Source organism: Klebsiella sp. NPDC088457, assembly GCF_044900465.1.
In the GTDB taxonomy this organism is placed as follows: domain Bacteria; phylum Pseudomonadota; class Gammaproteobacteria; order Enterobacterales; family Enterobacteriaceae; genus Klebsiella.
Window position 1 is genome coordinate 16,410 of sequence record NZ_JBJDNH010000056.1, and the last position, 14,431, is coordinate 30,840.

General features: G+C 55.1%; 13 protein-coding genes. 6 read left to right on the top strand and 7 right to left on the bottom strand.

Annotated elements, in window-relative coordinates; all coding sequences use genetic code 11:
- Positions 1–79: 79 nt before the first annotated feature.
- The 5 genes from serS to ACI2JR_RS24855 all read left to right on the top strand — a co-directional run bounded on the left by serS (position 80) and on the right by ACI2JR_RS24855 (position 6,924).
- Positions 80–1,372: a serine--tRNA ligase gene (gene serS, locus ACI2JR_RS24835; protein WP_132727590.1), complete on the top strand. Its 1,293-nt coding sequence runs from the start codon at positions 80–82 to the stop codon at positions 1,370–1,372.
- A 200-nt stretch (positions 1,373–1,572) separates the two neighbouring features.
- Positions 1,573–4,011 carry a dimethylsulfoxide reductase subunit A gene (gene dmsA, locus ACI2JR_RS24840; protein WP_132727587.1) on the top strand — a complete coding sequence of 813 codons (2,439 nt, stop codon included), beginning with the start codon at positions 1,573–1,575 and terminating at the stop codon, positions 4,009–4,011.
- Between the two features lie 10 nt (positions 4,012–4,021).
- Positions 4,022–4,639 carry a DMSO/selenate family reductase complex B subunit gene (locus tag ACI2JR_RS24845; protein WP_132727585.1) on the top strand — a complete coding sequence of 206 codons (618 nt, stop codon included), beginning with the start codon at positions 4,022–4,024 and terminating at the stop codon, positions 4,637–4,639.
- A gap of 1 nt (position 4,640) precedes the next feature.
- A complete protein-coding gene (locus ACI2JR_RS24850) occupies positions 4,641–5,504 on the top strand; it encodes a dimethyl sulfoxide reductase anchor subunit family protein (protein ID WP_462479705.1) in 864 nt (287 codons plus the stop codon).
- 271 nt (positions 5,505–5,775) lie between these two features.
- On the top strand, positions 5,776–6,924 hold the full coding sequence (locus ACI2JR_RS24855) for an MFS transporter (RefSeq protein WP_132727579.1): 1,149 nt from the start codon (positions 5,776–5,778) through the stop codon (positions 6,922–6,924).
- A gap of 52 nt (positions 6,925–6,976) precedes the next feature.
- Here the strand turns inward: ACI2JR_RS24855 and ACI2JR_RS24860 are convergent, their stop codons facing one another.
- Genes ACI2JR_RS24860 through ACI2JR_RS24880 form a run of 5 tightly spaced genes read right to left on the bottom strand, consistent with a single transcriptional unit; the run spans position 6,977 to position 10,752 of the window.
- The gene (locus tag ACI2JR_RS24860; protein WP_462479706.1) at positions 6,977–7,420 is read right to left on the bottom strand and encodes a PTS sugar transporter subunit IIA; all 444 of its coding nucleotides are present in this window, start codon (positions 7,418–7,420) and stop codon (positions 6,977–6,979) included.
- Positions 7,421–7,472: 52 nt separating this feature from the next.
- Complete coding sequence (locus tag ACI2JR_RS24865) at positions 7,473–8,384, bottom strand: transketolase family protein (RefSeq protein ID WP_462479707.1); 912 nt, start codon at positions 8,382–8,384, stop codon at positions 7,473–7,475.
- Positions 8,384–9,181, bottom strand: a complete 798-nt coding sequence (locus ACI2JR_RS24870) for a transketolase (protein WP_462479708.1) — start codon at positions 9,179–9,181, stop codon at positions 8,384–8,386. Before ACI2JR_RS24870 ends, ACI2JR_RS24865 begins: the two co-directional genes overlap by 1 nt.
- 12 nt (positions 9,182–9,193) lie before the next feature.
- Complete coding sequence (locus ACI2JR_RS24875; protein WP_095095648.1) at positions 9,194–10,459, bottom strand: PTS ascorbate transporter subunit IIC; 1,266 nt, start codon at positions 10,457–10,459, stop codon at positions 9,194–9,196.
- 17 nt (positions 10,460–10,476) lie between these two features.
- A complete protein-coding gene (locus tag ACI2JR_RS24880) occupies positions 10,477–10,752 on the bottom strand; it encodes a PTS sugar transporter subunit IIB (protein WP_132727569.1) in 276 nt (91 codons plus the stop codon).
- 122 nt (positions 10,753–10,874) lie between these two features.
- Here ACI2JR_RS24880 and ACI2JR_RS24885 point away from each other — a divergent pair, with 122 nt between their 5' ends.
- A complete protein-coding gene (locus tag ACI2JR_RS24885; RefSeq protein ID WP_132727566.1) occupies positions 10,875–11,723 on the top strand; it encodes a MurR/RpiR family transcriptional regulator in 849 nt (282 codons plus the stop codon).
- A 97-nt stretch (positions 11,724–11,820) separates the two neighbouring features.
- On the opposite strand, the gene pflA is transcribed toward ACI2JR_RS24885, so the two are convergent.
- Positions 11,821–12,561 carry a pyruvate formate lyase 1-activating protein gene (gene pflA / locus ACI2JR_RS24890; RefSeq protein ID WP_132727564.1) on the bottom strand — a complete coding sequence of 247 codons (741 nt, stop codon included), beginning with the start codon at positions 12,559–12,561 and terminating at the stop codon, positions 11,821–11,823.
- 200 nt (positions 12,562–12,761) lie between these two features.
- The coding region (gene pflB / locus ACI2JR_RS24895) for a formate C-acetyltransferase (protein WP_462479709.1) at positions 12,762–14,431 on the bottom strand (1,670 nt) is incomplete at its 5' end.

Sequence of the window (14,431 nt, forward strand, 5' to 3'; positions counted from 1 at the left end):
CGGTAAGGTTATCAGGATATTCCGGTGGTCGTAGTCTGCGGCCACTTTTCTTTTTTAATTCGATAAGCACAGGATAAGCATGCTCGATCCCAATCTGCTGCGTACCGAGCCAGACGCAGTCGCTGAAAAACTGGCACGCCGGGGCTTTAAGCTGGATGTAGATAAACTGCGCGCTCTGGAAGAGCGTCGTAAAGTTCTGCAGGTGGAAACTGAGAACCTGCAGGCGGAGCGTAACTCCCGATCGAAATCCATTGGCCAGGCGAAAGCGCGCGGGGAAGATATCGAGCCATTACGCCAGGAAGTGAACAAACTTGGCGAACAGCTGGATGCGGCAAAGGCCGAACTGGACGTGTTACTGGCGGAAATCCGCGACATCGCCTTGACCATCCCGAACGTTCCGCACGATGACGTTCCGCTGGGTAAAAGCGAAAACGACAATGTTGAAGTCAGCCGCTGGGGTACCCCTCGTGAGTTTGATTTTGACGTTCGCGACCATGTGACGCTGGGTGAAATGCATGGCGGGCTGGATTTTGCCGCTGCCGTTAAGCTGACCGGTTCCCGTTTTGTGGTGATGAAAGGCCAGCTGGCCCGTCTGCACCGCGCGCTGGCACAGTTCATGCTGGATCTGCATACCGAACAGCACGGCTACAGTGAAAACTACGTACCGTATCTGGTCAACCAGGAAACGCTGTACGGTACCGGCCAGTTACCGAAATTCGCCGGCGATCTGTTCCATACGCGTCCGCTGGAAGAAGAGGCGGACAGCAGCAACTATGCGCTGATCCCCACGGCGGAAGTGCCGCTGACTAACCTGGTTCGCGATGAGATCATCGACGAAGACGATCTGCCGATCAAGATGACCGCCCACACGCCATGCTTCCGTTCTGAAGCGGGATCCTACGGGCGTGACACCCGCGGTCTGATCCGTATGCATCAGTTCGACAAAGTGGAAATGGTGCAGATCGTCCGTCCGGAAGATTCTATGGCGGCGCTGGAAGAGATGACCGGCCATGCGGAAAAAGTGCTGCAACTGCTGGGTCTGCCGTATCGTAAAGTGGCGCTCTGCACCGGTGACATGGGCTTCAGCGCATGCAAAACCTACGATCTGGAAGTCTGGGTTCCGGCGCAGAATACCTATCGTGAAATTTCTTCCTGCTCCAACGTCTGGGACTTCCAGGCGCGTCGTATGCAGGCGCGTTGCCGCAGCAAGTCTGACAAGAAAACGCGCCTGGTACACACCCTGAACGGCTCTGGCCTGGCGGTAGGGCGTACTCTGGTTGCGCTGATGGAAAACTATCAGCAGGCCGACGGTCGGATTACGATCCCGGAAGTTCTGCGCCCCTACATGCGCGGCCTCGAATTTATCGGCTGATTTTTCTACCTGCTTCTCAAAAGCGCCTTCGGGCGCTTTTTTTTATCCTCTTATTGATGCCGGGCAATAATCCATCTGGTGAATACCTCCATACTCCCTTTGAGTTAAATCAGCACAAAAAACTATAAAAAACAAAATTCGTTATATAAACACCTATATAACGATTGTCAGTATATTGTGAGCAACCAAAGCGAGTATCCATGAAAATTAAAGCCCCCGATGCTTTACTGGCTGCCGAAGTCAGCCGGCGTGGTTTAATGAAAACCACGGCGATTGGCGGTCTGGCGATGGCCAGTAACGCATTGACGTTACCCTTCACACGCATTGCCCGCGCCGCCGATGGCCTGGCGCCAGTCGGTGAAACGGTCACCTGGAGTGCCTGTACCGTGAACTGCGGTAGCCGTTGTCCGCTGCGTATGCATGTTGTGGATGGCGAAATTAAATACGTTGAAACCGATAATACCGGCGATGATAACTATGACGGGCTGCATCAGGTGCGCGCCTGTCTGCGCGGGCGTTCAATGCGTCGGCGGGTCTATAATCCGGACCGGCTGAAATACCCGATGAAACGCGTAGGCAAACGCGGTGAGGGTAAATTCGCGCGGATTAGCTGGGAAGAGGCCTTCGATACGATTGCCGGCAATATGCAGCGCCTGATTAAAGATTATGGTAACGAATCTATCTATCTGAATTACGGCACCGGAACCCTTGGCGGCACCATGACCCGCTCCTGGCCGCCGGGAAAAACGTTAATCGCGCGCCTGATGAACTGCTGCGGCGGCTACCTTAACCACTATGGCGACTACTCTTCGGCACAAATTGCCGCAGGCCTGAATTACACCTACGGCGGCTGGGCGGATGGTAACAGCCCGTCGGATATCGAAAACAGCCAGCTGGTAGTGCTGTTCGGAAATAACCCTGGCGAAACGCGGATGAGCGGCGGCGGGGTGACGTACTATCTTGAGCAGGCGCGGCAAAAATCCAACGCGCGGATGATCATCATCGATCCGCGCTATACCGATACCGGCGCAGGCCGTGAAGATGAGTGGATCCCTATTCGTCCCGGTACCGATGCCGCGCTGGTTTCCGCGCTCGCCTGGGTCATGATTAGCGAAAACCTGGTCGATCGCCCTTTCCTGGATAAATACTGCGTCGGTTACGACGAAAAAACCTTACCTGCCGATGCGCCGGCTAACGGACACTACAAAGCCTGGATCCTCGGGCAGGGCAGCGACGGCGTTGCCAAAACTCCGCAGTGGGCATCAACGATCACCGGGATCCCGGTCGAGCGTATCGTACAGCTGGCGCGTGAAATAGCGACGGCGAAACCGGCTTATATCAGCCAGGGGTGGGGGCCGCAGCGCCACGCGAACGGCGAAATCGCCACCCGCGCGATCGCAATGCTGGCGATTCTGACCGGTAACGTGGGGATCAACGGCGGTAACAGCGGCGCGCGTGAAGGGTCATACGACCTGCCGTTTGAGCGTATGCCGACGCTGGAGAACCCGGTACAGACCAGCATCTCGATGTTTATGTGGACCGATGCCATTGAACGCGGTCCGGAAATGACGGCGCTGCGTGATGGCGTACGGGGCAAAGATAAGCTGGATGTCCCGATCAAAATGATCTGGAACTATGCTGGCAACTGTCTGATTAATCAGCATTCTGATATCAACCGTACCCACGACATTCTGCAGGATGATAAGAAATGCGAGATGATCGTGGTAATCGACTGCCACATGACGTCATCGGCGAAATACGCCGATATCCTACTGCCGGACTGCACGGCGTCCGAGCAGATGGACTTCGCGCTCGATGCTTCCTGCGGCAATATGTCCTACGTGATCTTTACCGATCGGGTGATTAAACCACGTTTTGAATGTAAAACGATCTATGACATGACGACGGAACTGGCCAAACGCATGGGCGTGGAGCAACAGTTTACCGAAGGTCGCACCCAGGAAGGCTGGATGCGCCATCTGCATGAACTCTCGCGCAAGGCGATTCCTGATTTACCGGACTTTGAGACCTTCCGTCAGCAGGGGATTTATAAACAGCGCGATCCGCAAGGGCACCATGTCGCCTATAAAGCCTTCCGCGACGATCCGCAGGCCAATCCGCTGACCACGCCGTCGGGTAAAATCGAGATTTATTCCCAGGATCTGGCGAAAATCGCCGCGACATGGCAGCTACCTGACGGCGATGTGATCGATCCGCTGCCGATTTATACCCCGGGTTTTGAAAACTACAACGATCCGCTGAGCGCAAAATTTCCGCTGCAGCTGACCGGCTTTCACTATAAATCCCGCGTGCATTCGACCTACGGCAATGTTGACGTGCTGAAGGCCGCCTGTCGCCAGGAGATGTGGATGAACCCCCTCGATGCGAAACAGCGCGGCATCGCCAATGGCGATCGCATCCGTATTTTCAACGGCCGCGGGGAAGTGCATATCGAAGCTAAAGTCACGCCGCGGGTGATGCCTGGCGTCGTCGCGCTGGGCGAGGGGGCCTGGTATAACCCGGACGCAGGACGCGTGGATCAGGCGGGGAGCATCAACGTGCTCACCACCCAACGCCCGTCGCCGTTGGCGAAAGGTAACCCATCGCACACCAACCTGGTCCAGGTTGAGAAGCTGTAAGGAATAACCGATGACAACTCAATATGGATTTTTTATCGATTCTGCTCGTTGCACCGGTTGTAAAACCTGCGAGCTGGCCTGTAAAGACTATAAAAACTTAACCCCGGACGTCAGTTTCCGTCGCATTTATGAATATGCGGGCGGTGACTGGCAGGAAGATAACGGCGTCTGGCATCAGAACGTCTTTGCCTATTACCTGTCCATTGCCTGTAACCACTGCGAAGACCCGGCCTGCACTAAAGTGTGCCCGAGCGGGGCGATGCATAAACGCGACGATGGTTTTGTGGTAGTCGACGAAGATGTATGTATTGGCTGTCGCTATTGCCACATGGCCTGCCCATACGGCGCGCCGCAGTACAATGCGGCGAAAGGGCATATGACCAAGTGCGATGGCTGCCACGAGCGTGTTGCTGAGGGGAAAAAACCGATTTGCGTCGAATCCTGCCCGCTGCGCGCGCTGGATTTTGGCCCCATCGAGGAGCTGCGCAAGAAACACGGCGAGCTGGCTGCGGTTGCGCCATTGCCGGCCGCGCATTTTACCCAACCCAGTATTGTCATCAAACCGAACGCCAACAGTCGTCCGTGTGGTGATACAACCGGCTATCTGGCCAACCCGAAGGAGGTCTGAAATGGGAAGTGGATGGCATGAGTGGCCGCTGATGATCTTCACGGTCTTTGGCCAATGCGTGGCGGGCGGTTTTATCGTCCTGGCCGTGGCGCTGATGAAAGGTGGCTTACCGAACGAGCAGCAGCAGCGCGTGGTGCTGAGTATGTTCGGCTTATGGGTGCTGATGGGGATTGGCTTTATCGCCTCGACGATGCACCTGGGATCGCCGATGCGCGCCTTTAACTCGCTAAACCGCGTTGGCGCATCGGCGCTGAGTAACGAAATTGCCAGCGGCGCGCTCTTTTTCGCGGTGGGCGGTATCGGCTGGCTGCTGGCAGTGGTGAAAAAGCTGCCGGTTGGGCTGCGTAGTCTCTGGCTGGTGGTGACGATGGCGCTGGGCGTTATCTTCGTCTGGATGATGGTGCGGGTATACAACACCATTGATACCGTACCAACCTGGTATAGCGTCTGGACGCCGCTGAGCTTCTTCCTGACCCTGTTTATCGGCGGCCCGCTGTTGGGTTATCTGCTGCTACGCGTGGCGGGGGTTGACGGCTGGGCGATGCGCCTGCTGCCGGCCATTACGCTGCTGGCGCTGGTGGGCAGCGTGATGGTGGCCTTGCTGCAGGGCAGCGAACTGCCGACCATTCATAGCTCAATTCAGCAGGCTGCCGCTTTGGTGCCCGATTACGGGTCGCTGATGGCCTGGCGTGTGGCCGCGCTGGTGCTGGCGCTGGCGTGCTGGGTGGTTCCGCTGCTGAAAGGGTATCAACCTGCCGTACCGCTGTTAGGCCTGGCATTTGTGCTGGTGCTGATTGGTGAGATGGTGGGGCGCGGGGTGTTCTACGGTCTGCATATGACGGTGGGAATGGCCATCGCCAGCTAACCTGGATATTGCGCCAGGATGTTCACTTCTGGCGCAATAAAAAATGCTGTCGATTCATGAAATTTTTCTACTGATATTCCTACCGCTATTTTCCAATAAATTAATAAAAACAATGGAATAATATAAAGAATAATTCTGTTGTCGTTCCGCTGGATAAAAAACTTCTATCGTTGCCCGTGAAACCGCGTCCTGCCTGATTTCTGGTGGATTGACAATGTTTATAGCGGTGGCATGATGCGCACGAAATCTAAACTTCCTCACGGTTACATCCATGTCCATCTACACCCGGCCGGTGCAAATGTTGCTCTGCGGCCTGCTTTTGTTGACGCTGGCGATAGCGGTTTTAAATACCCTCGTCCCGCTTTGGCTCGCCCATGAAAACATGCCTACCTGGCAGGTCGGGATGGTCGGTTCGTCCTATTTTACCGGCAACCTGGTCGGCACGCTGCTGGCCGGATGGGTCATTAAGCGTCTGGGATTTAACCGCAGCTATTACCTGGCGTCGCTGATCTTTGCGGTGGGCTGCGTCGGGCTTGGCGTCACTATTGGCTTCTGGACCTGGTTTAGCTGGCGTTTTATCGCCGGCGTGGGCTGCGCGATGATTTGGGTGGTGGTGGAAAGCGCGCTGGTTTGCAGCGGTACTGCACGCAGCCGTGGTCGTCTGCTGGCGGCCTATATGATGGTTTACTATGTGGGGACCGTGTTGGGCCAGCTGATGGTCAGCAAGCTGCCGACGGATCTGATGAGCGTGCTGCCGTGGGTTACCGCGCTGGCGCTGGCGGCGATTCTGCCTTTGCTGTTTACGCACGTGGTGAATCAAAGTGATGAACAGCATGAACCTGCGCGCATCTGGCCAATGCTCAGGCTGCGTCAGGCTCGTCATGGCGTTAACGGCTGTATTATCTCCGGAATTGTCCTTGGCTCACTGTATGGCCTGATGCCGCTGTGGTTGAACCACCAGGGGGTGAGCGACGCCGGAATTGGCTTCTGGATGGCGGTGATGGTCAGCGCGGGTATTCTTGGCCAGTGGCCGATTGGGCGGATGGCCGATCGCTACGGTCGTCTGCTGGTGCTGCGCGTGCAGGTGTTTGTGGTTATTCTGGGCTGCCTGGCGATGCTGAGCGGCGCCGCCATGGCCCCGGCGTTGTTTATCCTCGGCGCATCCGGCTTTACGCTGTACCCGGTGGCGATGGCCTGGGCCTGCGAAAAAGTCGAACGTCATCAGCTGGTCGCGATGAATCAGGCGTTACTGATGAGCTATACCGTCGGCAGTCTGCTTGGGCCAACGTTCACCGCGATGCTGATGCAGAATTTCTCCGACAATCTGTTATTTATCATGATCGCCAGCGTGTCGTTTATTTACCTGCTGACGCTGCTGCGTAAAGCGGGGCACCATCCGACGCCGGTGGCGCACGCGTAAGTTTTCTGCGGGCCTTCGCTACGGTGATAATAAAAGGGGACAAAGTCCCCTTTTATTCTTTGCCGCCAGCGACGAGCGCAGCAAGCTGGTTCTGATGTCCTACCCTGGTGAGCTGACGCAGCCGATCCTCCTCATCCAACCAGCAGACTAACCGCTGGATAGTCTGAATATGCTGTTTACTATCGGCCGCGGCCAGGACGATAATCAACCGTACCTCGGGATGACCGGGGAACTTCACCGCCTCAGCGCAGCAAACCAGAGAAAGAACGCTGTGCGGGCTCAGGACCCCTTCATCCGGACGGGCGTGCGGGAGTGCAAATTCCGGACTGAGTATGTACCAGGGGCCGTTTTGCTCGGTGGCGCTAATGATGGCTTCCGCGTAGTCGGCGCTGATTTTCCCCTGCTGCGCCAGAGGGTGGCAGGCCAGCCTAATGGCGCTGCGCCAGTCCAGGCTCCGCTCCGTATACTGACAAGCGGCAAATAATTTCTCATCCATATAGGATCCTCAAATAGCGAGCCGGCCACTGCGCGACCGGCTCGTGCGCCGGTCAGCGAAGCGCGTGATACAGCGCCTCGCCGGAGATGCCGTATTTTGCCTTGAGCTGTCGGCTGTTGCCCGACTCGGTGAAGGTATCCTGCGTTCCCAGACGCGTCAGGCGCGCAGGATGGGCCGCTTGCGCCATGGCTTCGGCCACCTGACCGCCAAGGCCGCCGTTTATCGTGTGATTCTCAAGGGTGGCGATATGCGGGCAATTTGCTACCAGCGCATAAAACGCCTGCTGGTTAAAGGGTTTGAGCTTCGCCACGTGGATGAGCTTGCCTTTCTTACCGCTGGCCACCAGCCTTTCATAGCCTTCGCTGGCCTGTTCCAGCACCGTGCCTTCAAAGAGAATGGCGAAATCATTGCCGCTACTGGCGATGGCCGCAATATCGGTGACCCGCGGAACCACGCTCTTATCGCGTACCGGCATCGGTTCACGTGCCACGCGGATATAAACCGGGCCTTTGATTTTTGCCGCCTGCTCAAAGGCGTCGGCTATTTCTTCGGCATCGGCCGGCGTCAGGATCGTCATGCCTGGCAGCACCCGGGTCAGGGCAAGATCCTCCAGCGCGTGGTGCGAGGCGCCGTCCGGCCCGTCATCCATGCCCGGATGGCTGCCGACCAGCTTGACGTTGGCTTTGGCATAGCAGGCCTGGCGCAGCTGGGTCCATGCCGTCCCCGTCACAAACATCGCAAAATTGACATAGAAGGGGATATAGCCCTCAAGCGCCTGACCCACGGCAAAACTCATCGCTGAACCTTCCGCAATGCCCATTTCAAAGAAGGCCTCCGGGTAGCGCGCCTGAAACTGGTCGGTGCGGGTTGAACTGGCTAAGTCACTATCGATAGCGACGACCGGGTAGCCTTTTTCTTTCAGGGCAATCAGTGCATTACCGATCTCATCACGCGGTGCTTTCATCACTGTAACTCCTCCATTGCCTGCTGGTATTGTTCTGTGGTCGGGGTTTTTGAGTGCCAGTCGCCGTTATTTTCCATGTAGCTGACGCCGGAGCCCTTGGTGGTATGGGCGACGATGGCGACGGGCTTGCCTTTCAGATGGCGGGAGAGCATCAGGGTGTCGGCTACCTGGTGCATATCATTACCGTTATGCAGCTCCAGCACGTGCCAGCCGAAGCTGCGGATCTTATCCGCCAGCGGCTCGAGATTAACCACTTCATTAACCGGATCGTGGGAAGAGAAGCCGTTGTAATCGATGATCGCGACCAGATTATCCATTTTCATATGCCCGGCCTGCTGTAAGGTTTCCCAGATTTGCCCTTCATGCATTTCGCCATCACCGATGATGGCAAACACCCGATGAGGATCGTCGCGCCGTTTTTTAGCGGCCGCCATACCGAAAGCAATGGAGAGTCCCTGGCCGAGCAAACCGGTCGTCGCGTCGACATCCGGGAGCGATTTTATGCTGGGGTGCCCCTGCAGGCGAGAATTGATCTGGCGGAATGTATTGAACTCGCTGCGTTCGATTTTGCCTTTTTGGTAAAGCATGGCGTACTGCGCGGCAACGGCGTGCCCCTTGCTCATAACGACGCGCGCGCGGGACGAGGCCGCCAGGTCAACCTCCTGATAATAGAGCCAGGTGAGGATATCGATTATCGATAGGGCGCCGCCCGGGTGGCCAATGCCGGACTCATAAATCATGGTGACGATATCGCGGCGAGCGGCGAGCGCATGGGACTTCAGTTCATCAATGTTCATGTTGTTTCCTTCTTATGGCAGCATTTTGCCGATGTAGTACACAACCAGGCCCAGGGCGACAAAGTCGGTTTCCGGGAAGCTGGTTCCCGACAGGCCGACGGACTCCATGATGGGGTAAATCAACGCAGGGCCGATACCAATCAGGATCCCGGTGACGAAGCTGCCGGCGATGGCCCCTTTCCAGCCGCCCGAGGCGTTACCAAATACCGCCGCGGTGGCGCCGATAAAGAAGTAGGGGATCGCCACCGGAATAATGACGGTTTGCCCGAGGATCGCCAGAAAGCCCATGACCACCAGTCCGCCGACAAAAGAAGAGATAAATCCCAGTACTGTGGCGGTTGGGGCATACGGGAAAACCACCGGGCAATCGAGGGCGGGTTTGGCGTTGGGAATGAATTTCTCCGAAATGCCGAGGAAGGCCGGGACAATTTCTGACAACAGCAGGCGTACCCCGGTAATGATGATGTACAGCGACGCGGTGAAAGTGAGCGACTGGAACAGAGGGTAAACCAGCCAGTGCATTCCGCCCGCGGCGGCGGTCACCGCCTCTTTCCCGGCGGCGAGCGCCGCAATGTAATAGAAAATACTGACCGAGATCGACACGGAGACGATGTAATCTTTAAAGATCCCAAGCCAGCCGGGCAGATTCAGCTTTTCGGTCGACTGCTTAGGATCGCCTACCTTTGAACCGATCCACCCGGATGCCGCATAGGCCAGCGTCACGTAGTGCCCCATCGCAATTTCATCATTACCGGTGATTTTCCTCATCCACGGCTGGGCAATTGCCGGGTACAGGCAGGCGGCCAGCCCGAGCAGGATAGAACCGACAATAATGGTGGTCATGTCGCTATAGCCGAGCGCTTTCAACGTGACGGTCAGCAGGGCGGAGAGATAGAGATTGTGCTGCCCGGTGAGAAAAATGTATTTGAAGGGGGTAACGCGAGCAAAGAACAGGTTCCAGCCAAAACCAATCACCATAATCAGCGAAACGCACATCGCGAATTTAGTTTGTGCCAGACCGGTCAGCGCTTCCGCCAGCGGCATGACGCCTTTCAGACCAAATCCATCGCTGAATAATGTTTGAAAATTACCGAGAGAGGTCACCGCCAGTCCGGCCCCGCCGGCAAAAACCAGAAAGCCGACAATCGTTTTGAACGTCCCGGAGAGAACCTTTTCAATGGGCTTTCGTTGGATCAATAAGCCAATTAATGCGATAAAACCAACTAAAAGTGGGGTGACGCCCAGAATGTCGAATACAATAAATCTGAGGAAATCCATATTGCCTCCGGGAGAGGTTAGTTGTCCTGGATTACGCGGGTAAGCGCTGATTCCATTTCTTCACTGTTCATCAGGTCGGTGATACCGATAGCTTTAAACCCGGCAGCTTCGACTTCATCGGTGAGATCGCGCATCGTGATGACGAAATCAATATCTCGCCAGGTTCTTAAACCTGAGAGGACGTCGTGTTCCAGCTCGATATCCCAACCGTGTTTATCGATGATTTTTTGTGCTTTTATTTTGAGCATTAAGGAACTGCCCATACCGGTACGACAGACGATGAGACCTTTCATGAGATGTTCTCCTGTTTGTAAAAATAATTATTTTTATTTGTTTGTATGAGATAATAATTATTATCTTTAGCGCGGGACGAAAGATGTGACTGTGTTTGCATTTTGAGCAAGAAAGGCAAAAAATGAGCCAGATAGATAATAACTTATTGATAAACATTCGGAATGGGTCTTCGGAACTCAGCCCGATACTGGAGAAGGTTGGCCGCTTTATTGCGGAAAATCCTGATTTTGTGATGCGGCATACCATTTCAGAACTGGCTGACTCTGTTGATACCAGCGAGGGCAGTATTACCCGTTTTTGTCGGGCGTTTGGATTTAAAGGTTTCTCAGATTTCAGAACGGCGCTGGCGGTTGAGCAGGGCGCTGCGCGTTCGGAAGAGGGCGATGATGAAGACATGGCGCCGGTGCTGGCGAGCATTCGCGACAGCAATGCCATTATCGATGCCCAGGAGCTGCAAAGCGCGGCGGTTTGGCTGAATGCGCTGAATAATATTGCCATTTATGCTGTAGGTACGGCGGTGCCCGTCGCTCTGTTTCTACAAATGAATTTAATCAACATGGGGAAAGTCGCCAGCTTCGTCGATCGCTCTTATCCGGCGGCGATTCCCATGTCAACCGATCGGCAAAAGACGGGAATTATCGTCGTTCATACCGAACAGGCATCGGCGGATATGATGCAGGCTTTGACGCTGGCAAAGCAGCAGGGGGTGAAAATATTGTCGCTTACGCGCGGTACTTTTACGCCGCTGGCCCGTTTATCGGACTGGAACCTGCAGGCCGCCGTTGCTTTACAAGGGGAAGGTGAATCCGGATTTGCCGAAATTGCCGGCGCAATGATGGTTGCCGATCGGATGCTCCACGCGCTGGAGGAGCAGGATGAACGCTATGCGGAGTATCGTAAAGCGCATCAGAAACGCATTTTCTCGATTGAGAGTGTGGCAAATAAACTGTCGCAATACTTTATGTCGTGATGCCGGCAGACGCGTTTTTCGCCCGGATAAGACGTTTTGCGCCCTATCCGGGGAACACTCTGCGTAACCGGGCAATGTATCTATCGCCGCCGTCGGGTTAATACATGACCTTATGGCCATACTGCTCGAGAATACCTTTTACCCGGTCCATGGTCTCTTTCTTCGGCGGATGCACGCCATCCAGCTTGTACTCTTCGCCCATGGCCACCCACTTATGTTTACCTAACTCGTGATACGGCAGCAGTTCGATTTTTTCGACGTTGCCCATATCGCGGGTAAACTCGCCGAGGCGATGTGCGGAATCATCATCATCTGACCAGCCGGGAACGACCACGTAACGAATCCACACTTTGACGTTTTTATTCGCCAGGTAGCGGGCAAATTCCAGCGTACGGTGGTTAGAGACGCCGACCAGATTCTGGTGGATCTCATCGTTCATCTGCTTGAGGTCAAGCATCACCAGGTCGGTGACTTCCAGCAGCTCATCGATGACCGGATCGTAGCGGCGGACAAAGCCGTTGGTATCGAGACAGGTATGGATGCCTTCTTCGTGGCAGGCGCGGAACCAATCGCGGACGAACTCCGCCTGCAGAATCGCCTCGCCGCCGGATGCCGTGACGCCGCCGCCAGAGGCGTTCATAAAGTGGCGATAGGTCACGACCTCTTTCATTAAGCTTTCAACGGTCACTTCAGTGCCGCCGTGGGTATCCCAGGTATCGCGGTTATGGCAATACAGGCAGCGCATCAGGCAGCCCTGGAAGAAGGTGATAAAACGGATCCCTGGGCCATCGACAGTGCCACAGGATTCAAAGGAGTGAATACGACCAATAGTTGACATTGCGGTGATATCTCCAGATTCGGCCCGTCCGGGGCCTGTGATGCACAGCTCAAACCGGCTGTGTTAAGTCTGTTTTGGCGGTTATCCATTCAGTATAGATAGCGGACAAAAGAGACTGCGGCAGGGAAGGTGTTAAAAAGGCCCCACTTGCGTGGAGCCTTTATTGTACGCTTTTTAAATCGCGATTTCAGTCACACCCATTACATGGTCTGAGTGAAGGTACGCGTAATAACGTCCTGCTGCTGTTCTTTAGTCAGGGAGTTAAAACGTACTGCGTAGCCAGATACGCGGATGGTCAACTGCGGATATTTTTCCGGGTTTTCCATGGCGTCGAGCAGCATTTCACGGTTCATCACGTTGACGTTCAGGTGCTGACCGCCTTCGATAGATGCTTCGTGGTGGAAGTAACCATCCATCAGGCCAGCCAGGTTGGTCTTACGAACTTCGTCGTCTTTACCCAGTGCGTTCGGAACGATAGAGAAGGTGTAAGAAATACCATCTTTCGCGTAAGCAAACGGCAGTTTAGCGACGGAGGTCAGAGAGGCAACAGCGCCTTTCTGGTCACGGCCGTGCATTGGGTTAGCGCCTGGTCCGAACGGCGCACCAGCGCGACGACCGTCTGGGGTGTTACCGGTTTTCTTACCATACACCACGTTAGAAGTAATGGTCAGAACCGACTGCGTCGGGATAGCATTGCGGTAGGTGTGCAGTTTCTGAATTTTCTTCATGAAACGTTCAACCAGGTCAACCGCCATGTCATCAACGCGAGAGTCGTTGTTACCAAACTGCGGATATTCGCCTTCGATTTCGAAGTCGATAGCCAGACCGTCTTCGTCACGAATCGGTTTAACTTTCGCATATTTGATAGCAGACAGGGAGTCAGCCGCAACGGACAGACCCGCGATACCGCATGCCATGGTGCGCACCACGTCGCGGTCGTGCAGCGCCATCAGGGATGCTTCGTAGCTGTACTTGTCATGCATGTAATGGATGATGTTCAGCGCGGTGACGTACTGTTTAGCCAGCCAGTCCATGAAGTGATCCATGCGTTCCATCACTTCGTCGAAGTTCAGGACATCGCCTTTGATCGGTTCAGATTTAGGACCAACCTGCATTTTCAGTTTTTCATCAACGCCGCCGTTGATCGCGTACAGCATGGTTTTCGCAAGGTTAGCACGGGCACCGAAGAACTGCATTTGCTTACCAACAACCATCGGGCTAACGCAGCAGGCGATAGCGTAGTCATCGTTGTTGAAGTCCGGACGCATCAGGTCATCGTTCTCATACTGCAGAGAAGAGGTATCGATAGACACTTTAGCGGCGAATTTCTTGAAGCTCAGCGGCAGTTTTTCAGACCACAGAATGGTGATGTTCGGCTCCGGAGACGGCCCCATGGTGTACAGGGTGTTCAGGAAGCGGAAGCTGTTTTTGGTGACCAGAGTACGACCGTCAACGCCCATACCACCGATGGATTCGGTTGCCCAAATCGGGTCGCCGGAGAACAGTTCATCATATTCCGGAGTACGCAGGAAACGAACCATACGCAGTTTCATGACCAGGTGGTCAATCATTTCCTGAGCGTCTTGCTCGGTGATTTTACCGGCTTTCAGGTCACGTTCGATGAAGATATCTAGGAAGCTGGAAGTACGGCCGAAGGACATTGCCGCGCCGTTCTGAGATTTAACGGCAGCCAGGTAACCGAAGTAGGTCCACTGGATGGCTTCCTGAGCGGTCGTTGCCGGACCGGAAATATCGTAGCCGTATTTGGCGGCCATTTCTTTGATCTGGCCCAGAGCACGGTGCTGCTCGGAGATCTCTTCACGCAGACGGATAGTCGCTTCCAGGTCTTCGTGAAGAGATCTCCGAGCAG